Source organism: Kaustia mangrovi (genome assembly GCF_015482775.1).
GTDB lineage: Bacteria > Pseudomonadota > Alphaproteobacteria > Rhizobiales > Im1 > Kaustia > Kaustia mangrovi.
The window spans coordinates 1,350,281-1,372,002 of sequence record NZ_CP058214.1 but is presented as its reverse complement, the minus strand read 5'-3'; the positions used below and the strand labels follow the sequence as shown (position 1 = coordinate 1,372,002).

General features: G+C 68.8%; 19 protein-coding genes and 1 pseudogene. 11 read left to right on the top strand and 9 right to left on the bottom strand.

From position 1 onward, the window contains the following. Positions 1-5 precede the first annotated feature (5 nt). Entirely contained in the window at positions 6-1,013 is a 1,008-nt protein-coding gene (locus HW532_RS06510; protein ID WP_213163616.1) for a branched-chain amino acid ABC transporter permease, read from the top strand. Between the two features lie 11 nt (positions 1,014-1,024). Next, positions 1,025-1,645, top strand: a complete 621-nt coding sequence (locus HW532_RS06505) for a cysteine hydrolase family protein (RefSeq protein ID WP_213163615.1) — start codon at positions 1,025-1,027, stop codon at positions 1,643-1,645. 156 nt (positions 1,646-1,801) lie between these two features. On the opposite strand, the gene HW532_RS06500 is transcribed toward HW532_RS06505, so the two are convergent. After that, complete coding sequence (locus HW532_RS06500; protein WP_213163614.1) at positions 1,802-3,118, bottom strand: type I glutamate--ammonia ligase; 1,317 nt, start codon at positions 3,116-3,118, stop codon at positions 1,802-1,804. Between the two features lie 46 nt (positions 3,119-3,164). Further along, positions 3,165-4,037, bottom strand: coding sequence for a MurR/RpiR family transcriptional regulator (locus HW532_RS06495; protein WP_213163613.1), 873 nt, complete (start codon positions 4,035-4,037; stop codon positions 3,165-3,167). A 214-nt stretch (positions 4,038-4,251) separates the two neighbouring features. Between HW532_RS06495 and HW532_RS06490 the strand changes: the two genes are divergently transcribed. Next, positions 4,252-5,391, top strand: a complete 1,140-nt coding sequence (locus HW532_RS06490; protein ID WP_213163612.1) for an ABC transporter substrate-binding protein — start codon at positions 4,252-4,254, stop codon at positions 5,389-5,391. 43 nt (positions 5,392-5,434) lie between these two features. Here HW532_RS06490 and HW532_RS06485 read toward each other — a convergent pair whose 3' ends face one another. Continuing rightward, positions 5,435-6,205, bottom strand: coding sequence for a GntR family transcriptional regulator (locus HW532_RS06485; RefSeq protein ID WP_213163611.1), 771 nt, complete (start codon positions 6,203-6,205; stop codon positions 5,435-5,437). Between the two features lie 97 nt (positions 6,206-6,302). Here HW532_RS06485 and HW532_RS06480 point away from each other — a divergent pair, with 97 nt between their 5' ends. From HW532_RS06480 to HW532_RS06445, 8 genes are all read left to right on the top strand, one after another. Further along, complete coding sequence (locus HW532_RS06480; RefSeq protein WP_213163610.1) at positions 6,303-6,590, top strand: UxaA family hydrolase; 288 nt, start codon at positions 6,303-6,305, stop codon at positions 6,588-6,590. 14 nt (positions 6,591-6,604) lie between these two features. Continuing rightward, the gene (locus HW532_RS06475) at positions 6,605-7,780 is read left to right on the top strand and encodes a UxaA family hydrolase (protein ID WP_213163609.1); all 1,176 of its coding nucleotides are present in this window, start codon (positions 6,605-6,607) and stop codon (positions 7,778-7,780) included. A gap of 148 nt (positions 7,781-7,928) precedes the next feature. Further along, positions 7,929-8,888, top strand: a complete 960-nt coding sequence (locus tag HW532_RS06470; protein ID WP_213163608.1) for a tripartite tricarboxylate transporter substrate binding protein — start codon at positions 7,929-7,931, stop codon at positions 8,886-8,888. A gap of 137 nt (positions 8,889-9,025) precedes the next feature. Then, a complete protein-coding gene (locus HW532_RS06465; RefSeq protein WP_213163607.1) occupies positions 9,026-10,528 on the top strand; it encodes a tripartite tricarboxylate transporter permease in 1,503 nt (500 codons plus the stop codon). Beyond that, positions 10,518-10,985, top strand: a complete 468-nt coding sequence (locus tag HW532_RS06460) for a tripartite tricarboxylate transporter TctB family protein (RefSeq protein WP_213163606.1) — start codon at positions 10,518-10,520, stop codon at positions 10,983-10,985. The genes HW532_RS06465 and HW532_RS06460 overlap by 11 nt, the downstream gene beginning before the upstream one ends. Positions 10,986-11,005: 20 nt before the next feature. Next, entirely contained in the window at positions 11,006-12,181 is a 1,176-nt protein-coding gene (locus HW532_RS06455) for an enolase C-terminal domain-like protein (protein ID WP_213163605.1), read from the top strand. Between the two features lie 5 nt (positions 12,182-12,186). Continuing rightward, positions 12,187-13,128, top strand: coding sequence for a hydroxyacid dehydrogenase (locus HW532_RS06450; RefSeq protein WP_213163604.1), 942 nt, complete (start codon positions 12,187-12,189; stop codon positions 13,126-13,128). Further along, positions 13,118-14,116 (top strand): Ldh family oxidoreductase, encoded by a 999-nt coding sequence (locus HW532_RS06445; protein ID WP_213163603.1) that lies wholly within the window; start codon positions 13,118-13,120, stop codon positions 14,114-14,116. Before HW532_RS06450 ends, HW532_RS06445 begins: the two co-directional genes overlap by 11 nt. 294 nt (positions 14,117-14,410) lie before the next feature. Here the strand turns inward: HW532_RS06445 and HW532_RS06440 are convergent. The 6 genes and pseudogenes from HW532_RS06440 to HW532_RS06415 form a co-directional block, all read right to left on the bottom strand. Continuing rightward, a pseudogene (locus tag HW532_RS06440) lies at positions 14,411-17,673 on the bottom strand (error-prone DNA polymerase). Positions 17,674-17,686: 13 nt separating this feature from the next. After that, positions 17,687-19,270: a Y-family DNA polymerase gene (locus HW532_RS06435; RefSeq protein ID WP_213163602.1), complete on the bottom strand. Its 1,584-nt coding sequence runs from the start codon at positions 19,268-19,270 to the stop codon at positions 17,687-17,689. Then, entirely contained in the window at positions 19,158-19,817 is a 660-nt protein-coding gene (locus HW532_RS06430) for an ImuA family protein (RefSeq protein ID WP_213163601.1), read from the bottom strand. Before HW532_RS06430 ends, HW532_RS06435 begins: the two co-directional genes overlap by 113 nt. Positions 19,818-20,036: 219 nt before the next feature. Further along, the gene (locus HW532_RS06425) at positions 20,037-20,789 is read right to left on the bottom strand and encodes an endonuclease III domain-containing protein (RefSeq protein ID WP_213163600.1); all 753 of its coding nucleotides are present in this window, start codon (positions 20,787-20,789) and stop codon (positions 20,037-20,039) included. Positions 20,790-20,958: 169 nt separating this feature from the next. Next, entirely contained in the window at positions 20,959-21,405 is a 447-nt protein-coding gene (locus HW532_RS06420) for a hypothetical protein (RefSeq protein ID WP_213163599.1), read from the bottom strand. Positions 21,406-21,410: 5 nt separating this feature from the next. Continuing rightward, positions 21,411-21,653, bottom strand: a complete 243-nt coding sequence (locus HW532_RS06415; protein WP_213163598.1) for a hypothetical protein — start codon at positions 21,651-21,653, stop codon at positions 21,411-21,413. Positions 21,654-21,722: the final 69 nt, after the last annotated feature.

Sequence of the window (21,722 nt, the reverse complement as noted above, 5' to 3'; positions counted from 1 at the left end):
ATCCCATGTCCGAGGTCCAGGCATCCACCCTGTCCAAGATCGCAAGGCCGCTGGCGCTCGCCGCCCTGGGCGCCGGGCTCGTGGCGTTCGTCGACATCCGGCTCAGCGACTATATGGCCACGCTTGCCGCCATCACGCTCGTCAATGTCATGCTGGCGAGCTCGCTTGCGCTCACCAACGGGCTCACCGGGCTCTTCTCGCTCGGCCATCCCGCGTTCATGACCATTGGCGGCTATGTCGCCGCGATCCTCATCTTCCCGGTCCAGCGCAAGGGCTTCATGATGCCGGACCTGCCGGCCTTCCTGGCCTCGCTCCAGCTCGACCTCCTGCCCGCCCTCGTGATCGGCGGCGCGGTCGCGGCGCTTGCGGCCCTCGTCATCGGCTTTCCGGTGCTGAGATTGCGCGGGCACTATCTCGCCGTGGCGACGCTCGGCCTCATCATCATCGTGCGGGTGCTCGTCAACAACTGGGACGGCGTCACGCGCGGCGGCATGGGGCTCAACGGGCTGCCCAGGCTCACGAGCCTGTGGTGGGTCTATGGCTGGACGGTGCTCACCGTCTATGCCTGCTGGCGGATCAAGCATTCCTCCGTGGGGCGCGCCATGATGGCGGTGCGCGAGAACGAGATGGCCGCGCGCTGCATGGGTATATCCGCTGTGTCGGTGAAGATGTGGGGCTTCGTCCTCGGCGCGTTCTTCGCGGGCGTCGCGGGCGGGCTCATGGCTCATCTCATCACGGTCATCACGCCGGGCACCTATTCGGTTCTGCTCGCCTTCAACCTCGTGGTCATGGTGGTGATCGGCGGCATGGGCAGCCTCACCGGCGCGGTGCTCGCGGCCATCGCGCTGTCGGTGCTGTCGGAGTCGCTGAGGCCGGCGGAGGAGGCGCTGGAGCTCTACGGGCTGAGCCAGGTGGCGGTTGCGCTCTGCCTGATCCTCGTGCTCCTGTTCCGTCCGCGCGGCGTGTTCGGTTCCGGCGAGCCGCGCTGGGCGCGCTACATCATGGGACGATAGGGCTTCGAGAGATGACTGAACCGGGCAGGGACGAGCCGCTCGTGGCGGCGCGCACGGCGCTTCTGGTGATCGACGCGCAGAACTGGGTGATGGACGAGACCAACCGCCAGCCAAGGCCGGAATTCTACGAGGATGCGCGCACCGTGGCGGTGCCCAACATCCAGCGGCTGATCGCGGCGGCGCGCGGGGCGGGCGCGGAAATCGTCTATACGGTCATGGAGAACGCGACCCGCGACGGGCGCGACCGCAGCCTCGACTACAAGCTCTCCGGCTTCTCCATCGCGAAGGGCTCGTGGGACGCCAAGGTGATCGACGCGCTCGCGCCGGGCGACGACGAGATGGTGATCCCCAAGACCTCGTCGAGCCTCTTCAACTCGACGAATTTCGACTATCTGATGCGCAATATCGGTATCGGCACGATTATCGCCACGGGCTTCCTCACCGACCAGTGCGTCGACCACACGATCCGCGACGGCGCCGACCGGGGCTACCGCATGATCTGCCCGGACGATGCCTGCGCCACCGACACCCGCGCCCGCCACGAGGCCGCGCTCAACGCGTTCAGGGGCTATTGCCGGATGGTGCCGACGGAAACGCTGGTCAGGGAGCTTGCCGCGCGGGCGGGCTACTGAAGCTCACACCCCCTCACCCGGCGCGCCTTGCGCGCCACCCTCTCCCGCGAGGGGAGAGGGTTCTCTCGTTGCGCCGCCGTTATTCCCTCTCCCCTTGCGGGAGAGGGAGGGGCCCATCGCGTCAGCGATGGGAGGGTGAGGGGGCTTTTCGAGACTTCAGAAGACCTTGTGATAGCGCGCGCATTGTTCCTCGAGCGGGAGATCGGCCATGAGGGCGTCCTCGAAGCGCTTGTGGCGCAGATAGGCGTCGTGGAGCTCCGGGCCGAGCCAGCCCTTCGCGTCCTCGTCGGCCTCCAGGAGGTCGAGCGCGGCTGAAAGCGACCGGGGCAGGCGGGCGAGCTTGCAGCGGTCGAATTCCTCCGCCGTCATGCCGCCGGGATCGGTCTCGGTGGGCTCCGGCCGCGGCAGCTTCGCGCGCAGGCCGTGGACACCGGCCCAGACGATGGCGCCGAGCACGAAATAGGGCGTGGCGGCGGCATCGGCGGCTCGATACTCGAAATGGAACTGCTTGGCGACATCGACGCCCGTCGTCTCGAAGACCGGGCAGATGCGCAGCGAGGCCTCGCGGTCCTGGACGCCGAGATTGGTGTAGGCCGCGCTCCAGCGGTTGGGCACGAGGCGCAGATAGGAGATGGGCGTGGCGGCGGTCAGCGCGGTGAGAACCGGCAGCTTGTCGAGAATGCCGGCGAGGAAATGGGCCGCCGTCGCGCTGACGCCGTGATCGGCCGACGGGTCGTGATTGACGGGCTTGCCGGTCTCCGCGTCGTGGAGCGAGAAGTGGACATGGAGCCCGTTGCCGACCGAATCGGGCCTCAGGATCGGCGTGAAGCTCGCCCGGTGGCCGAGGCGGAAGGCGGTGGCGCGCGCGATCTGGCGCAGGATCACCGCCTCGTCGGCCGAGCGCATGGCGGGCTTCGGCTCCACCGTCACCTCGTACTGGCAGGGGCCGTATTCCGGCATGAAGGTGTCGGGGATGATGGCGGCCTGCTGGAGCGCATCGAGGAAGGTTTCCGCAAACACGCCCTGCCGGCGATAGGCGTCGAGCGCGTAGCCGGAATTGGCAACCTCTTCCACACCGTCGTAGTGGAACTCGTGCTCGAAGCTCGCCTTGAGGGTCAGCCCCGCCTCGGCCTTCAGCGCATCGAGGCCCCGGCGCAGGAAATCGCGCGGGCAGCAGGCCCAGGCGGTGCCGTCCAGATGGCGGATATCGCCGAGGACGAAATGCTCCGGCGCGCCGTCATCGCCGAAATCGACGCGGACCAGCGTGTCGAGATCCGGCTTGAGGATCAGGTCGCCGAACGGGCCCCAGGGCGTGTCGGCGATGGCGCCATGGGCGGTGATCATGATGTTGGTCGGGGTCCAGCCCACGCCCTTCTCGCGCCGCTCATGGAGGTCGCGGGCGAGAAGCCCCTTGCCGCGCACCTGGCCGGCAATGTCGCTGCAGCACACCATGACGATGTCTTCTCTGGGCATGTCGGTCATTCTCCCCTCGTGATCGGTCGGAACGGCGTTTGTGCGGTCACTCCTCCGGGCCGCGCGGCGCAAGCGGCATGCGGAAGGCCTCCAGATCCTCGATGCGCGCGCGCGACTGCTCGCCGAGCTTTTCCGCGCAGGCGCCGACCAGCGCTTCCGCCATGATGAAGCCGACCGCCACGGAATCGAAGATCGAGGGCACGGTCACCGGAAAGGCGAGCACGCGATGGGCGACGCGCGCAATGTCGGAATGCCAGATATCGGTGAACAGCACGATCTGGCAGCCGCGTTCGGCGGCGAGCCGCGCAAAGGCGCCGACATCGCTCTGGTAGCGCCGCGTGTCGAAGACGATCAGCACCGTGTTGCGGTCGAAATCGAGAAGGTGGTTCGGCCATTTCTGCGTCTGGCCGTCAATGTAGCCGACGCGCGGGCGCAGCGCCTTCAGGAAGTCGACGAGATAGCGCCCCACGCTCGAGCTGTAGCGCCCGCCGAGCACATGGATCTGCCTGCGGGTGTCGCAGAGAAGCTCCACCGTGGCCTCGAATTCCGACGCCGGCAGCGTGTCGAGCATGCTGCGGGCATTGGCGGTCACCGCCTCGGTGAAGCGGTGGAGGAAGGAGGCCTGCGTGTCCGCGCGGTCGCGGGCGGCCGCCATGCGCGTGAGCGGGGACTGCAGCGTCTCGGTGAGCTGGGAGCGCAGGGCCGCCTGGAAGTCGGAATAGAGCGCGAAGCCGAGCTTGTTCACGAAGCGCAGCACGGTGGCCGTGCTCACCCCCGCCGTGCCGGCAAGCCGCGAGACCGTCTCCAGCCCCGCGACCGGGTAGTTGGCCAGGAGCGTCTGGGCGACGCGGCGCTCCCGGTCGGTGAACGCTGCCATGAGCTCCTGGATGCGGTCATATACGGATGGCTCGGCCGGCATGGGCGCTCCTGTTCGATCCGGTCTGTATCAAATCATACAACATTGCGAAATCAAAGGTCGATGTACGATAACGTTGACAGGGGTCCTCCATTCTTCCACTCTTTCCGGGATCAGGTGCGTGAGGGACTTGGGAAGGAGGAGGCGGCCTGTGCGCGGGCGCGATCCGCATTGGCGTTCCGCGAATGGGGGCTTCGGAAAATCGGGAGGATGTAAGATGCGACTCGCAGTGACGGCGATGGCACTGGCGGCGGCTTTCCTTGGCGCGTCGGCGGTTCAGGCGCAGGATCCCATCAAGATCGGGGCCTTGTACAATCTCACCGGCGGCCTGTCATCGCTCGACGGCCCGTCGCTCAACGGGGCGAAGCTGGCGGCCAAGCAGATCAACGGCGATGGCGGTCTCATGGGCCGGCCTATCGAGCTGATCGCGGTCGACACCAAGACCGACCAGCAGGAAACGGCCAAGGCCGCCCAGCGCGTGCTGTCGGACGGCGTCGTGGCGGGCATCGGCCAGTCCGACACGACCTTCGTGATGGCCGCCGCGCCGCTGTTCCAGGAGAAGGGCATTCCCTTCGTTACCTCCGGCGCGACCCATCCCATGCTGCCGCAATGGGTGGGCAATTACATGTTCATGACGCCGTTCGGCGACGACGACCAGTCCTATGCCATCGCGGACTATGCCTATGACAAGCTCGGCGCCCGCCGCGTGGCGGTGTGGACCGACAATTCCATGGACTTCACCAAGGCGCTGTCGAAGTTCTTCGTGGAGCGCTTCGAGGAGCGCGGCGGCGAGATCGTCGGCAAGGACATCTTCATGATGGGCGATACGGATTTCTCCGCCCAGATCGCCCGGCTCCAGGCCATCGAGCCCAAGCCCGACGCGGTGTTCATCTCCGCCATTCCCTCCGAGGCGGGGCTCACCGTGAAGCAGATCCGCGAGCAGGGCATCGACATGCCGATCGTCTCCGGAGACGGTTTCGACACCGAGCTCGTCTCCACGACGCCGGGGCCCGATCTCGCCAACGACGTCTATTTCTCCACCCACACCTACCGCGCCGACGACCGCCCGGAAGTCGGGCAGTTCATCGCGGACTACAAGGTGGAATACGGACGCGAGCCGGAGAACTCCTTTGCCCCGCTCGGCTACGACGCGCTGATGCTGGTTGCCGACGCCATCAAGCGGGCGCAGTCGGCGGAGCCCGACAAGATCCGCGACGCGCTGGAGGCCACGCGCGGCTTCAAGGGCGTGACGGGCGAGATTTCCTACACGCGCGAGAGCATGGTGCCGCCCAAGCCGATCTCGGTGATCTCCGTCCAGAACGGCAAGTACAACGTGGAAGAGATCTGGACACCCTGACGGATCGCCGGGCGGGGCCGGTTGCCGGTCCCGCCCGGGGCCATCAGCGCAGTTCGGAGGCGTAGCTCAGCATGTCCGTGCGGCACAGGCTGACGCGCCATTCGACCGGCTCGCCGGCGATGGAATAGGCCACGCGCTCGATGGCGAGCAGCGGCGCGCCCGGGGCGAGCTCCAGAATCTCCGCGCTATGCGCGTCCGCGGCGACCGCCTTCAGCCGTTCGGAGGCGCGCGCGATGCTCACACCGTATTCATTCGCGAACAGGACATAGAGATTGTTCGGCAGGCTGTCGCGCTCGTCGAGGCCGGGAAAGCGTGCGGCGGGCAGGGTGAGCGTTTCCACGATGACGGGGCGGCCGCCGAGGCTGCGCGTGCGCCGGATGCGGATGATGCCGCCGTCCGTTCCCGAAATCCCCAGGATCCGGGCCTCGTCCTCCTCCGGCATGTCGACGGTGACGCCGAGCACGTCGCTTTCCGGGAAGACGTGGCTGCCGTCGTCGCCCCGAAGGCGGAAGAAGTGGAAGAGCACGCGCTCGTCGTCCTGGCGCGAGACGAAGGTGCCCCGGCCCTGGCGGCGCTCGATGAGGTTCTCCGCGGCCATCGCGTCGAGCGCCTTGCGCACCGTTCCCTGGCTCACCGCGAGCGACCGGGCGAGCTCCTGCTCGCTCGGCAGCATGGCGCCGGGCAGCCACTCGCCCTCCGCGAGGCGCCGTGTGATGATGTCGCGCACCTGCTTGTAAAGCGGCCTGTAGCCGGGGTTTTCCGTGGTGTCGCCGGTCGCCGCGGCTGCCGCGCCCGGCCTGTTCTTGTCCGTCATGCCGCAAATCCCGTTGACAAGCATTCTTATATCTTATGTCTTATATAAGACTCTCACATAAAACAGTCCGCCACAACCTAGCAGGGGGATATGCCATATGACCGTTCCGCAGCTTCTGGTGCACGACAGGAAGGACAATGTCGGCGTCGTCGTTGTCGAGGACCTCAAGGCCGGCACGGACATGCTCTGTGTCGTCACCGAGGACAATTCCGACTTTCATCTCACCGTCAAGGACGACGTTCCGATCGGCCACAAGGTGGCGCTCGCCGATCTGAAGGCCGGCGACACGGCCGTGAAATACGGTCAGGACATCGGCAAGATCGTCAAGGACGTGGCCAAGGGCGGCCATGTCCATGTCGACAACCTGAAGACGAAGCGCTGGTAAGGGAGGCGAACACCATGGCGAATGGCGATCTCACATTCATGGGCTACCGGCGCGAGAACGGCCGGGTCGGCGTGCGCAACCACGTGGTCATCCTGCCCGTCGACGATATCTCCAACGCCGCCTGCGAGGCGGTGGCCAACAACATCAAGGGCACGCTGGCCCTGCCGCATGCCTATGGCCGGCTGCAGTTCGGCGAGGATCTCGACCTTCATTTCCGCACCATGATCGGCACGGGCGCGAACCCGAATGTCGCCGCCGTCGTGGTGATCGGCATCGAGCCGGGCTGGACGCAGAAGATCGCCGACGGGATCGCGGAGACCGGCAAGCCGGTGGCCGCCTTCTCCATCGAGCAGAACGGCGACATCAACACCATCGCCGCGGCCTCGCGCAAGGCGAAGGAGTTCGTCCACTGGGCGACGGAGCGCCAGCGCGAGGAGTGCGACATCTCCGAGCTCTGGATCTCGACGAAGTGCGGCGAGTCCGACACCACCACTGGCCTCGGCTCCTGCCCGACGGTCGGCAACATGTACGACAAGCTCATGCCGCGCGGCATCTATGGCGTGTTCGGCGAGACCTCAGAGCTCACCGGCGCGGAGCATCTGTGCGAGGCGCGCGCGGCGAACCCGGAGGCTGGCAAGAAGTTCCGCGCCACCTGGCAGGCCTACATGGACGAGGTGATCGAGCCGTTCAAGACGAGCGACCTCTCCGAATCCCAGCCGACCAAGGGCAATATCGAGGGCGGTCTCACCACCATCGAAGAGAAGGCGCTCGGCAATCTGGAGAAGATCGGCCGCGAGTGCAGCTATATCGACGTGCTGGAGCCGGCGGAGGCCCCGGCGAAGGGCCCCGGCCTCTACTTCATGGACACCTCCTCGGCGGCGGCGGAATGCGTGACGCTGATGGCGGCGGCGGGCTACGTCGTCCACACCTTCCCGACAGGGCAGGGCAATGTGATCGGCAACCCCATCGTGCCCGTCATCAAGATCTCGGCCAATCCGCGCACGGTGCGCACCATGTCGGAGCATATCGACGTGGACGTCACCGGTATCCTGCGCCGCGACATGACCATGTCGGAGGCCGGCGACGCGCTCATCGACATGGTCGCGCGCACCGCGAGCGGCCGGTCGACGGCGGCCGAGGCGCTCGGCCATCGCGAGTTCGTCATGACGAAGCTCTATCGCAGCGCCTGAGGCCGGTTCCGACAGGCGAAGAACCGGCTTCCACAATCTCCGGCTTGCGGGCACCATCGGGTCCCGCAAGCCCAAAGACCGGGACAACCCGGCAGACCTGATCTTCGACGCGCGGCCACCCCCGCGCGCAAACCGGGAGGAACTATCCATGCACTTCACGAGACGGACGATTCTTGGCGGACTTGCGGGCCTCGCGCTCGCCGCGGCCGGTGCGGGCAGCGCGCTCGCCTTTCCCGACAAGGCGGTGGAATACATCATCCCCTTCGGCCCGGGCGGCGAGTCCGACATTTCCGCACGGCTCCAGCAGCCCTATTTCCAAGAGAAGTTCGGCCAGGACCTGGTCATCTCCTACAAGCCCGGCGGCGGCGGCGCGGTCGGCTGGTCGCAGCTCAACTCCTATGCCGGCGACGGCTATACGGTCATGGGCGTGAACCTGCCCCATATCGTCATCCAGCCGGCGACCAAGGATGTCGGCTACACGACCGACGGCCTCACCCCGATCTACTGGTTCCATTACACGCCGGACGCCATCGTCGTGCCGGCCGACAGCCAGTTCAAGACGCTTCAGGACCTGATCGACTACGCCAAGGAGAACCCCGGCAAGCTGACGCTGTCCGGCTCCGGCAAGGGGACGGCGAACCATCTCGCCTCGATCCGGTTCGACGAGCTCGCAGGGATCAAGTCGACCTATGTCGCCTTCAAGGGAACGGGTGCCGCGGTCACCGCGCTGCTGGGCAACCAGGTCATGGCGGAATGGGGCTACACCACGGTCGGCGCCAAGCAGGGCGACAAGGTGCGCATGCTCGCCGTCGCCATGGATGAGCGCCATCCGCTGTTCCCCGACGTGCCGACCTTCCAGGAGCTCGGCTTCGACATGGTCGGCGGCGCCTATCGCGGCGTGGCCGTGCCGGAATCGACGCCGGAGGAACTGCGCGAGCAGTGGTCGGACATGATCGGGGAGATCAATGCCGACGAGAAGTTCCAGAAGCAGATGATCGATGGCGGCTTCGCGCTCATCGACGTGCCCTATGGCGAGATGGACGCCTTCATGATGGAGCGCAAGGCGCAGTATCTCGAGGCGGCCAAGGCGGCCGGCATCATCAAATAGGCCACCGGAGGCGACGAGAGCGCGCTCCCCTGACCCTGCCACCTCTCTCCCGCGAGCGAGGGAGGTGGCGCCGAAGGGTCGGGCGAGGAGTGTGAGCCAACCGCTTGCAACACCTGTCCGCGTTACAAGGAGCAGCGATGTTTGCAGAGCACTTCGCTCAGGCCCTGACGCCACTCAATATCGTCTTCGCGCTGTTCGGCGTGGCGGCCGGCACGATCATCGGGTCGATCCCGGGGCTGACCGCGACCATGGCGGTGGCGGTCCTCGTTCCGCTCACCTTCACGCTCGATCCGGCCTCCGCGCTCATCCTCCTGGGGGCGATCTATACCGGCGCGATCTATGGCGGGGCCTATTCCGCCATCCTGCTCAACACGCCGGGCACGCCGTCGGCCATCGCCACGACCTTCGACGGCTATCCCATGGCCAAGCGCGGCGATGGCGACCTGGCGGTGACGATCTCCTGCCTGGCGAGCGTGGTGGGCGGGCTTGTCGGCGCCGCCTTCCTGCTCACCCTGTCGCCGCCCCTGTCGGAGGTCGCGCTGGCCTTCGGGCCGGTGGAGTATTTCTGGCTCGCGATCTTTGGCCTGTCGCTCATTTCCGCCTTGTCGGCGGGGGCGCTCGCCAAGGGCCTGATGGGCGCGGCCTTGGGGCTTCTCCTGTCCTGCATCGGCGTTGCGGAGATCAGCGCCGATGTGCGCCTGACCTTCGGCAGCCAGACCATGATCGGCGGCATCGAGGTGGTCTCGGCCCTTATCGGCCTCTACTGCATCCCGGTGCTGATCGACCTCGTCGCCACGCCCGACAGGCACCTGAAGGTCGAGACGGAGGCGCGCGGCTTCCGGCTGGCCGAGGCGCTGCGCCTCGTCTGGCGCGAGAAGGTCAACCTCATCCGCAGCTCGGTCATCGGCACGGTGGTCGGCATCCTGCCCGGCGCCGGCGGCTCGGTGGCGGGGCTCGTCTCCTATTCGGAGGCGCGGCGCACCGCCAAGCCCGGCCAGGAGTACGGCAAGGGCGAGCCGGGCGGCATCATGGCCACGGAATCGGCCAACAACGCCACCGTGGGCGGCGGCTTCATCCCGACGCTCGTGCTGGGCATTCCGGGCACGCCGCCGGACGCGGTCATCCTCGGCGCGCTTCTGGTGCAGGGCATCCGCACCGGCCCGCAGCTCTTCGAGGCGCAGGGCTCCATCGTCTACACCTTCATCGCCGGGCTGTTCCTGGCGACCGCCCTCATGCTGCCCGTCGGCCTCCTGATCGGGCGCTATGCCTACAAGACCATCGTGACGCTGCCCAAGGCGCTGCTCGTGCCGTCCGTCGCCTTCATGACCATCATCGGCAGCTACGCGATCCGCAACTCGGTCTCCGACGTCATGATCATGATCGTGCTCGGCACCCTCGGCTGGGTGCTGTCGCGCGCCGGCATCGCGGCCTCGCCCATCGTGCTCGGCATTATCCTGGGTCCCATCGCCGAGCAGGGCTTCGTGCAGGCCTGGACCATCGGCTCGGCGACGGGCGATCTCTGGGGCATGTTCTTCGGCCGGCCCATCTCGCTCGGCATCATCGCCTTCACCCTGGTCTCGCTGTTCTACCCGCTCATGAAGGGGCGGTTCGCGCGCTGGAGGATGCGTCATGCAGACTGAGCAGACCGACAGGCTCGATAGTCGCGGCATCGCGGCGGCGGCGGTCTTCGTGCTCGCCGGCGCGGTGGCACTGTGGGACACGACAAGCTATTCCGACGTCGATTCGGCCGTCTTTCCGCGGACCGTGGCCATCGGCCTCATCGTCTTTTCGGTGAGCTATATCGTCTATGCCTTCATCCGGCGCGGCCGGCGCGTCCAGCCCTCCGGCGGGTCTTCCGCGCGCCGGGTGGCGCTCGTCGCCGTCATGCTCGGCGCGGTCGCCGCCATGCCGTGGATCGGCTTCATCCTCTCCGGCCTCGCCGCCTTCTTCTGCCTGACGCTCGCGGCGATGTACGATCCCTGGACCAGGGGGCGCATGGTCCTCTATCCGCTCGTCGGCGCGGTCATCGTCATCGGCTTCTTCGCCCTGTTCCGCTACGGCTTCCTCGTCCCGCTGCCCGAAGGGCGGCTCTTCTAGATCGGGCCACCGCAACCGGCATGAGAATAACCGACATACGCCACGTCTCCGCCCCGCTCGCCTCGGAGATGTCGAACGCCTTCATCTCGTTCAAGACCATGACCACCAATGTGGTGGCGGTCGAGACGGATGTCGTGCGCGACGGCGAGCGGGTCACGGGCTACGGCTTCTCTTCCAACGGGCGCTATGCCCAGCCGGGGCTGCTCGCCTCGCGCTTCCTGCCGCGCCTCCACGAGGCCGATCCCGCCTCGCTCCTCGACGAGACAGGCGAGAATGTCGACCCGCAGGCGGTCTGGCGCACGCTCATGGCGAACGAGAAGCCGGGCGGGCACGGCGAGCGCTCCTTCTGCATCGGCGCGCTCGACATGGCGGTCTGGGACCTCCATGCGAAGCTGGCCGGCAAACCGCTCTGGACGATCCTGTCGGAGCGCTACAATGGCGGTCGGTACGACGAGGCGGTGCTGGTCTATCCCGGCGGCGGCTATTACCGGGCCGACAAGGATATCGAGCAGCTCGTCGCGGAGATGCGCGGCTACCGCGATGCGGGCTATCGCATCTGCAAGATGAAGGTGGGCGGCCTTTCGCTGGCCGACGACCTGAAGCGTATCGAGGCGGCGGCGGAGGCTCTGGGCTCGGGCGAAACCCTCGCCGTCGACGCCAATGGCCGGTTCGCGCTCGAGGAGGCCATCGCCTTCGCCAACGCCGTCGAGCCCTTCCGCCTCGCCTGGTTCGAGGAGCCGGGCGACCCGCTCGACTATCACCTGAATGCCGAGCTCGTCGGGCACTATCCCCATGCCATCGCGACGGGCGAGAACCTGTTCTCACATCAGGACATGAACAACCTGCTGCGCTTCGGCGGCTTGCGCCCGGATGTCGACTGGGCCCAGCCCGACCCGTCGCTGTGCTACGGCCTCACCGAGACGCTCGTCATGCTGGACGAGGCGGAAAGGCTCGGCTGGTCGAGGCGGCGCTTCCTGCCCCATGGCGGCCACCAACTCGGCCTCAACATGGCGGCGGGCCTGCAGCTCGGCGGCACCGAATCCTATCCCGGCGTGTTCGCGCCCTATGGGGGCTTTGCCGACGATATCCCCATTGTCGACGGCCATGTGACCCTGCCTCGGGACCAGCCGGGCATCGGCATGGAGCTCAAGCCCGCCCTGATGGACGAAATGAGAAAACGGCTCGAACTGGATTGAGGCACATGGCCGACATTGTGATTACGGAGTTCATGGACGAGGCGGCGGTCGCCCTGCTGAGGGAGCGCCATTCGGTCCATCACGACCCGGCGCTCGCCGACGCGCAGGAGAGGATCCCGGCCGCGCTTGAGGGCGCGCGGGCGCTCATCGTGCGCAACCGCACCGGGGTGACCGTGGAGCTCTTGGACGCCGCGCCGTCGCTGGAGGCGGTGGGGCGGCTGGGCGTCGGGCTCGACAATATCGACCTTGCCGCCTGCAAGGCGCGCGGGGTCGCGGTCTATCCGGCGACCGGGGCGAACAGCATCGCGGTCGCCGAATATGTGATCGCGATGGCGCTCATGCTCGTGCGCGGCGCCTATATGGCGAACGAGCGGGTCATCGCCGGGGACTGGCCGCGCGAGGCGCTGATCGGGCGCGAGATCTCCGGCAAGACCATGGGGCTCGTCGGCTTTGGCGGCATCGCGCGCGAGGTCGCGTCGCGGGCGCGGGCGCTCGGCATGGCGGTCGTGGCCTTCGATCCCTTCGTGCCGGCAGACGATCCGGCCTGGACCGGCACCGAACGGCTCGATCTCGACGCGCTCGTGGCGCGCGCCGATGTGGTGAGCCTCCATGTGCCGCTCAACGCGGAGACGCGCGATCTCTTCGGGCCGGAGCGGATCGCCGCGATGAGGCCCGGCGCGGTGCTCGTCAACAGCGCGCGCGGCGGGATCGTCGACGAGGCCGCCCTGGCCGAAGCGCTGAGGGATGGCCGGATCGGCGGGGCCGCCCTCGACGTCTTCGCCGACGAACCGCTCGACGCAGCGCGCGGCGCGCTGTTCTCCGGCCTCGGCAATATCGTCCTCACACCGCATGTCGCCGGGGTGACGGAGGAGGCGAATGTGCGTGTGAGCCGGATGACGGCGGAGACGATCCTGACGGCGCTGGAGGGCCGGACGAATGGCGGATGAGACAGTCAGCCTGGATGTGGCGCGCGGCTTCGTGGCCCGTGCGCTGGAGGCCAACCGCACGGCGCCTGAGACCGCGCGCCTCGTCGCCGATGCGCTCGTTCTGGCGGAGGCCGACGGGCTGAAGGGGCACGGCCTGTCGCGGCTGGAGAGCTATGCCGCGCAGGCCCTGAGCGGCAAGGTGGACGGCCATGCCGAGCCCTCCGTGACGAAGACGGCCGCCGCCTCGCTCATGGTCGATGCCGCCCATGGCTTCGCCTACCCCGCGATCGGGCTTGCCATCGAGGCGCTCAAGGCGCTGTCGGGCGAGACGGGCATTGCGGCGGCCGGCATCAGGCGGTCGCATCATTGCGGCGCGGCGGGCCACCATGTGGAGCGGCTGGCGCGCGGCGGGCTCGTTGCGCTGATGTTCGCCAACACGCCACAGGCCATCGCCCCCTGGGGCGGCAAGGCGGGCGTGTTCGGCACCAATCCGATCGCCTTTGCCGCGCCGCTCGAGGGCCGCGATCCGGTCGTCGTCGACATGTCGGTCTCCAAGGTCGCGCGCGGCAACATTCTGAAGGCCCGTCAGGAAGGCACGCCGATCCCGGAGGGATGGGCCTTCGGGCCGGACGGCGAGCCGACGACCGATCCTGAAAGCGCGCTGGAGGGCACCATGGCCGCCATGGGCGACGCCAAGGGCGCGGCGCTCGCGCTCATGGTGGAGGTGCTTGCCGCCGGCCTCGTCGGGGCGAGCTTCGCCTATGAGGCCTCGAACTTCTTCTCCGGCGACGGTCCGCCGCCCGATACGGGCCAGCTCATCCTCGCCTTCGCCCCGGCGGCCTTCGCCGGCCCGGCCTTTGCGGAGCGTATGGCCGCCCTTGCGGGCGCCATCGAGGCGCAGGACGGTGCGCGCCTTCCGGGGCTGCGCCGCTACGAGAACCGCGCCCGCGCCGAGCGCGAGGGCGTGACGATCCCGGCCGCCCTCATCGCGCGTTTCGGGCCGGTGTGAGATCCCGTGCCGAGCTGCGGTCTCGGAATATGCGGCTCCACCCCTCCCCGTCGAGGACAGGTTATCGCATACGGCTATTTCAGCCCCCTCACCCTCCCATCGCTTTTGCGATGGGCCCCTCCCTCTCCCGCGAGGGGAGAGGGGAAACGCCACGCACTCGCCCAAGCGAACCCTCTCCCCTCGCGGGAGAGGGTGGCGCCGCAAGGCGCCGGGTGAGGGGGTGTGAGCCAGTCATAGGCGATGGCCCTTCCGTCGAGAGGGTGGGAGAGGGTTGCGTGCTGAAGGGATGCCGCCTCAATGGAAATCGCGCGATTTCGGGATGATGCGGACATTGCGCGGATGCCGGCGCGGGGAGACCTCGCGTGAGGGATTGGCGGCGTGGGCGACCTCGTCGCCATGGGCGTAGGGCGGCGTGAAGGCCGGCTCGTCGCCGGCGAGCGACAGGAGGAGGGGCGTCCAGTCCTCCAGATGGTCGGCCACCAGATGGACGATGTCGTCCTGGCGCTGGATGCGTCCGCGGATGAAGACGAGGCGCGCGCCCATCACGGTCCGGCGATAGGCCTCGAAGGCCCTGGGCCAGACAACGGTATTGGCGATGCCGAACTCGTCCTCCAGCGTCATGAACACCACGCCCTTGGCGCTGCCCGGGCGCTGGCGCACGAGCACGACGCCGGCGAGCGCGAGACGCCGGCCATCCCTCGTCTCCCGCAGATCGCGGGTCGAGGCGAGGCCGCGGCGGGCGAATTCCTCCCTCAGGAAGGAGAGGGGATGCGCCTTCAGGGACAGGCGCAGCGTCTGGTAGTCGACGATGACATGCTCGGGCTCGGGCATGGGCGGCAGCGCGACGGGCGGCTCCCGGGCCTCCTCGCGCGCCTGCGCATGGGCGAAGAGCGGCAGGGGCTTTTGCGCTTTGAGCGCGCGCGCCTCCCATAAGGCTCCGCGCCGGTCGAGGCCGAGCGAGCGCAACGCGTCCGCCGCGGCGAGCTTCTCCAGCGCGGCGACGGGAATGCCCGCGCGGTGCCAGAGGTCGTGGACGGTCTCGAACGGCGCGTCGCGCGCGGCGACGAGGCGGCCGCCGGCCTCCTCGCCGAGACCGTCGACCTGGCGCAGGCCGAGGCGCAGCGCGCGGGCGTGCGGATCGCCGGCGGCGGGCTCCAGCGTGTTGTCGAGTTCGCTGAAATTCACATCGACGGGGCGCACCTCCACCCCGTGCTCGCGCGCGTCGCGCACGATCTGGGCCGGGGCGTAGAAGCCCATGGGCTGCGAATTGAGGAGCCCGCAGGCGAAGGCCGCCGGATAGTGGCATTTGAGCCAGGCGGAGACGAAGACGAGAAGCGCGAAGCTCGCCGCATGGGATTCCGGGAAGCCGTACTCGCCGAAGCCCTTGATCTGGTTGAAGCAGCTCTGGGCGAAGTCCGGATCGTAGCCGCGCGCGATCATCCGGCCGACCATCTTCTCCTCCAGAAGCTCGATGGTGCCGCGCCGGCGGAAGGTCGCCATGGCGTAGCGCAGCTCGTTCACCTCCGCGGTGGTGAACCTCGCCGCCTCGGCCGCGATGCGCATGGCCTGCTCCTGGAAGATCGGCACGCCGAGGGTCTTTTTGAGGATGTGTTCCAGTTCGTCCGGCGGGCCATGCTCCTTCGCGGGCGGGGGATATGCGACGTCCTCCTCGCCGTTTCGGCGGCGCAAATACGGGTGGACCATGTCGCCCTGGATGGGGCGGGGCGGACGATGGCGACCTCGATGACGAGATCGTAGAAATCGCGCGGCTTCAGGCGCGGCAGCATGTTCATCTGCGCGCGGCTTTCCACCTGGAAGACGCCCAGGGAATCGGCCTTGCACAGCATGTCGTAGGTCGCCTCGTCCTCCGCCCTGGAGAAGTCTGAGAGGACGTGGTCGCGCCCCCAGTGATCGCGGATCAGGTCGAAGCACTTGCGGATGCAGGTGAGCATGCCGAGCGAGAGCACGTCGACCTTCAGGAGGCCGACCGCGTCGAGGTCGTCCTTGTCCCATTCCACGAAGGTGCGGTCCTCCATGGCGGCATTGCCGATGGGCACGATTTCGTCAAGCGGATCGCGGGAGAGCACGAAGCCGCCGACATGCTGGGAGAGATGGCGCGGAAAGCCGATGAGCTCGGCGGAAAGCGCCAGCGTGCGCCGCAAGTTGGGGTCGTCTGGGTCGAGCCCCGCCTCGCGCACCTGATCGTCGGGGAGGCCCTTGTCCGACCAGCCCCAGACCGTGCCGGCGAGCGCGGAGGTCACATCCTCCGTCAGCCCCATCGCCTTGCCGACCTCGCGCACGGCGCTGCGCGCGCGGTAGGAGATGACGGTCGCGGCGATCCCCGTATTGGTGCGGCCATAGCGGTCGTAGATGTACTGCATCACCTCCTCGCGCCGCTCGTGCTCGAAATCGACGTCGATATCGGGCGGCTCGCCGCGGTCCTTCGAGACGAAGCGCTCGAACAGGAGGTCGATGACCATGGGATCGACGGCGGTGATGCCGAGCGCGAAGCAGACGGCGGAGTTGGCCGCCGAGCCGCGCCCCTGGCAGAGGATGGGCGGCTCCTGGGCGCGCGCCCATTGCACGATGTCGTGGACGGTGAGGAAGTAGGAGGCGTAGCCGAGCTCCGCGATGAGCCCGAGTTCCTTCGCGATGGCGTCGCGGACCTTCTCCGGAAGGCCGCCGGGATAGAACCGCGCCGCGCCCGCCCAGGCGAGCGTCTCCAGATGGCCCTGCGGCGTGCGGCCTTCCGGCACGGCCTCTTCCGGGTAGTTGTGCTCGAACGCGTCGAGGCTGAAGCGGCAGCCTTGAGCGATCTCCACGGTGCGGGCGAGCGCATGTTCGAAGCCCGCGAAGAGCCGCGCCATCTCCTCCGGGCCCTTCAGGTGGCGCTCGGCATTGGCATGGAGGCGGAAGCCGGCATCCGCGACGGTGCAGTGCTCGCGGATGCAGGTGAGAACGTCCTGGAGCGGGCGGCGCTCGCGCACATGGTAGTGCACGTCGCCGGTCGCCACGAGCGGCGTGCCGCAGGCCGTGGCCACCGCGTCGAGCATGGCGATCCGGCGCCGGTCGTCGCCGCGATAGAGGTGATGCGTGGCGAGGAAGAGGCGGGCGGGGAGGGCCTCCGCCACGGTGCGGACATGGCGCTCGAAGGCTATGGGCTCGACGGTCTCCGGCGGCAGGAGGATGAAGGTCTGGCCCGCGCCATGGGCCGAGACATCGTCGAGCCACAGATGGCATTCGCCCTTCGGTGCGCGCATCTTGCCGCGGGTGATGAGCCGCGTGAGCCGGCCATAGGCGGCGCGGTCGGTGGGCAGCGCGATGAGGCTCGGGCCGTCCTGCAGGTCGAGCCGGCAGCCGATGAGGAGGCGCATGCCGCACTGCTTTGCCGCCATATGGGCGCGCACCACGCCGGCGAGCGTGTTGCGGTCGGCAATCGCGATGGCCGAGAGGCCGAGCGCGTGGGCGGTGTGCACGAGCTCCTTCGGGTGCGCCGCGCCGCGCAGGAAGGAGAAGTTGCTGGTCGCCTGGAGCTCGGCATAGGCGGGGGCGGACATGGGACCGGTCTCCTCACGCGAACAGGCCGTGGAGGAACCAGCGCGGGCCGCCCGTGCCGGTCTCCATGAGCTGGTAGAGACCCTCGCGATAGAGCCAGAAGCGGCGGCCCGCCTCGTCCTCCACGCGGTAATAGTCGCGCACGGTGCGGTAGTCGGAGCCGCTCTCCAGCCACCATTCCGGCGCGATGCGTTCCGGCCCCTCGGCGCGCACGACGCGGTGGCGCGCACGCCGCCAGACGAAGCGCATGGGCGGGCCTTCCGGCACTTCCGCCATGACGCGGACCGGCTCCGGCGGGTCCAGAAGCCGGCAGGGGCGCGGTGGGGTGGTCGGGCGGGGACACGAGGGGGGCTTTTCCGGCCCGACCGGCGCCAGGCGCTCGGCGCGTTCGGGGATATGGCTCTCGCGCGGGGCAAGGCGGGCGACACTGTCCGCGCCCAGCCGGTTCGCCAGCCGGTCGACGAGCCGGGCGAGCGCGTCGCCGGCGGCCTCGTCGGAGCGGGGGTCGAGGTCGATCTGGCTGTCGGCGAGCGGTTCGGTGCGGATGGCGTCGAGGAGGGCGGTCTCGATGCCGAAGCCCGCATCGATGCGCTCGAGACGGTCGCGGAACAGGCGCTTGAGATGGCTTGCCGTGCGGGTCGCGCGAGCGGTTTCGACAGCGATGCGCGCCGTGCCGCCATCGACGCGGCAGACGGTGAGGGCGAGCGCGCGCACGCCTTCGCCATGCCGGTCGAGCGTGTCGCATAGCGCGGCGAGCAGCCGGTCGAGCGCAGGGTCCAGAACCTCCAGGGTGAGGATCGGCTCCATGACGGTTTCGCGCGCGCGGTGGCGGGGCGGCGGGCGCAGCGGCGTCAGCGGCTCCTCGGCGAGCCCGAGCGCCTGGTCGAGGCGGGCGAGCACCCGGTCGCCGAGCTCCGGGGAGCGGAAGCGGCGGGCGAGCGAGGCGCGCGGCAGGGCGTAGAGCTGGCCGACGGTCTTGAGCCCCAGGCGCCTGAGCAGGACGGCGCTGTCGGCGCCGAGGCGCAGGGCCTCCACCGGCAGGCCGGCGAGCGCCTCGTCGTGCTGGCCCGGCCGTGCGATGCGGCCGGACGGCGGGGCGAAGCGGGCGAGCGCCCAGGCCGCGCCGGGCGTCCCGGCGAGCCCGGCGCGCGCCGTGATGCCGAGGCGGGCGAGCCGGCCGACGAGATCGTCGAGAAGGGCGGCCTCCCCGCCGAACAGATGGGCGCAGCCGGAAATGTCGAGCCAGAGCCCGTCCGCGCCGTCGCTATTGGTCCAGGGCGTGTAGCGGCCGCACCAGGCGGCGAGCGCTGTCAGGGCGCGCGCATCGGCCGGCCCGTCCGCCGGGCGGGTCGCAAGGCCGGGACAGAGGGCGCGCGCATCGGCAAGCGCCAGCCCCGCGCCGAGCCCGGCGCGCGCCGCCGCGGCATTGACCGCATGAAGGCGCAGGGCCTGACCCTCCGCCGCGACGAGGGCGAAGGGCTCCGCGTCAGCCGGAGCGGAGGCCGCGGAGGTCGAGGACTTCCGGCTCCGTCCGGCCTGCGCGCGCCTCAGCCGTTCGATCGGCCAGTGCGGCAGCCAGATGGAAACGATGCGTCTCACCGTCCCACTCCATCGTCCATTGTCCGGTGCGGGCGTCGTCCCCGCGCATGAGTTCGACATGCCAGCGCGGCCGGCCCGGCGCCCGCCCGTCCCAGGGATCCGGCGCGGCGGGGGCGGGGGCGACGCGCCAGCGGGCGCGCGCGGCCGTTGCCGCACCGTCCGGCAGATGCAGGAGGAGCCCCGCCGTTCCGCCTTCCGCGCAGGCGAGCGCAAGGCGCCGGCTGGCAGTGAAGCCCGCTCCGGCGACCTCGCCCACGACCGCGGAGACCCCGGCGGAACGCAGGCCCTCCTCCATGGCCCACAGGGCGTCGGTGTCCTTGCGCGCGCGGGCGAGGATCAGCCGGCCCGGATCGAGCCCGAGAGCGGCGAGCCCCGGGCCGTAGAGCCGGCCATATTCGCGCGCCATATGGCCGGACTGGCACCACAGGACGGCGCCGGGACACTGGCTGGCGAGCGCAAGGCCGAAGCCGATGCCCGCCGGCCAGCTCGCGGGTCCGTCCACAGTGATGCCGGTGAGCGCGCGCGGCAGGGCCCGGATCTCCGGCATGGTGTCCGGTCGGGAGCGGGGCGGGCCTTCCCCGCCGCCTGTCCCGAAGCGGGCGTCGCGGCGCTCGATCGCCGCGATCCGCCGGCGCAGCGTCTCTATGACGGCGCGGTCGTGCGGGGGGCGGCCCGCCGGCTGCGCAGGGCAGGGATCCGGCACCGGCTGCCGATGGGCTGGACGGGGGGAGGACATGGGACGTATACCGATATTCCTGTTTTGTTCTCAGTGTGTGGGCCCTAGAATGCGCGGCACCATGGCGGGGCCGGTCGCGGCGAGCGCTGCCGACTGCGCCCCTGCTGCCGGACCCGCATGGGGACAGAGCGAGCGCAGGCAGCAGGAGGCGCAGTCGGGCGCGGCCTCGTGGCAGAACCACTGGCCATGCCGCTTCATCAGCACGTGATGGTCGACCATGGTCCGGGCCGACCAGTCATGGGGAATCTGGTGGCCGAGCAGGTCCGTGGCCTTGCCGAGATCGGCGGTTTCGGGGACGAGGCGCAGGCGCCGCGCGATCCTGTGATGATGGGTGTCGACGACCAGGACCGGACGCTTGAGCGTGCTGAGGCCGAGCACGGAATTGGCGATCTTCGGCCCGACGCCGGGCAGGGCTTCGAGCCAGGCGCGCGCCGCGTCGACCGGCCAGTCGCGCAGGAAGGCGAGCGAGAGGGCGCCGCGCTTGCGGACGATGGTCTCCACGGTGCGGGGCAGCCAGCGCGCCTTCTTCTCCGCATGGGTCACCGGCGCGATGAGGCCTTCCAGCGTGTCGGGATCGGCCTCCTCGAGCACCGACCAGTCGCCCCTGACATGGCGGGCAAGCGCGGCGAAGGCGCGCAGTGAGACCGTGTCATGGGTCCGGATGGCGAGGATGGCGAGCACGAGCTGGCTCACCGGATCGGGCTGCCAGCCCGGCGCCGGCGTGCCATAGGCGATCACCAGGCGCTCATGGACCGCCTGGAGGGTTCTGCTCGGGTCTGGCAAGAGGGCGTATTGCATGGTCCCGAGACTAGAACAAAAAGAGAACATTGAAAAGGGGATTTGCGCGTTATCCAGAGATGCGCAGCCTCCGTCCATTCTGGGTAAACAAGGGGAAAATAAAGCCGTTACAGTATGTTGATGCGATTTCGGGGAGCCGTTCCGGCGTCCGCCCTCAGCGGTCCGGCCGTTTGCGCGCACCGTCGATGAGCTCCGCCCACTCGCCGATCGTCGCGGCGAAGGAGGCCGGCGACATGGCGTCGATATGGGCCTGGCCGGCCGGGGAAAGCGCGACATAGGAATAGGAGACGCGAACGGCGGTCGCCGACCGCCCGTCGGGCCGGCATGTCACATCGACGAAGCCGACATGCGCGCCCGGCGTGACGCGGAGATAGCGGGCGTGCCGCTCGTCCGGCCGCCATTTGAGGCAGGTCCACAGCGTGACCCCGTCGCCATGTCCGGTGCGGAAGACCATCTCCTCGCAGGTCTCTCCCGAGGGCGGGGCGAGATAGTCGGGCCGCCATCCCGGCACCCATTGCTCCTCGCCCTTCGGCGTGAACAGGGGCAGGGCCTCGTCGACCGGCACGTCGATCCGGATCTCGTGGCTGAATTCGGTCCGCATCGGGGTCATTCCTCGCGGTCTGGATGGAGATGGCTGTCCGCGCTCGTCAGGGGGCAGCCATAGACATCCCGCAGCTTCTCGATGACGGCGAGCGTTTCCGGCGAGAAGGGAGGCTTGTTCTCGAAGGCATGCAGGACGATCCCTTCCAGAAGGTCGCCCAGGCTCACGTCCTTGTATTCCGCAAGCCCCTTCAGGACCTTCAGAAGGGGAGACGCGATTCGCACGCCGGTCTGGGTTCTCTCGATCATTCCCATTTGTTATCAGTGTACCGTGGTAACAGTCAAGACAGAACTGGTCTCTCCGGCCACGCGCACTTG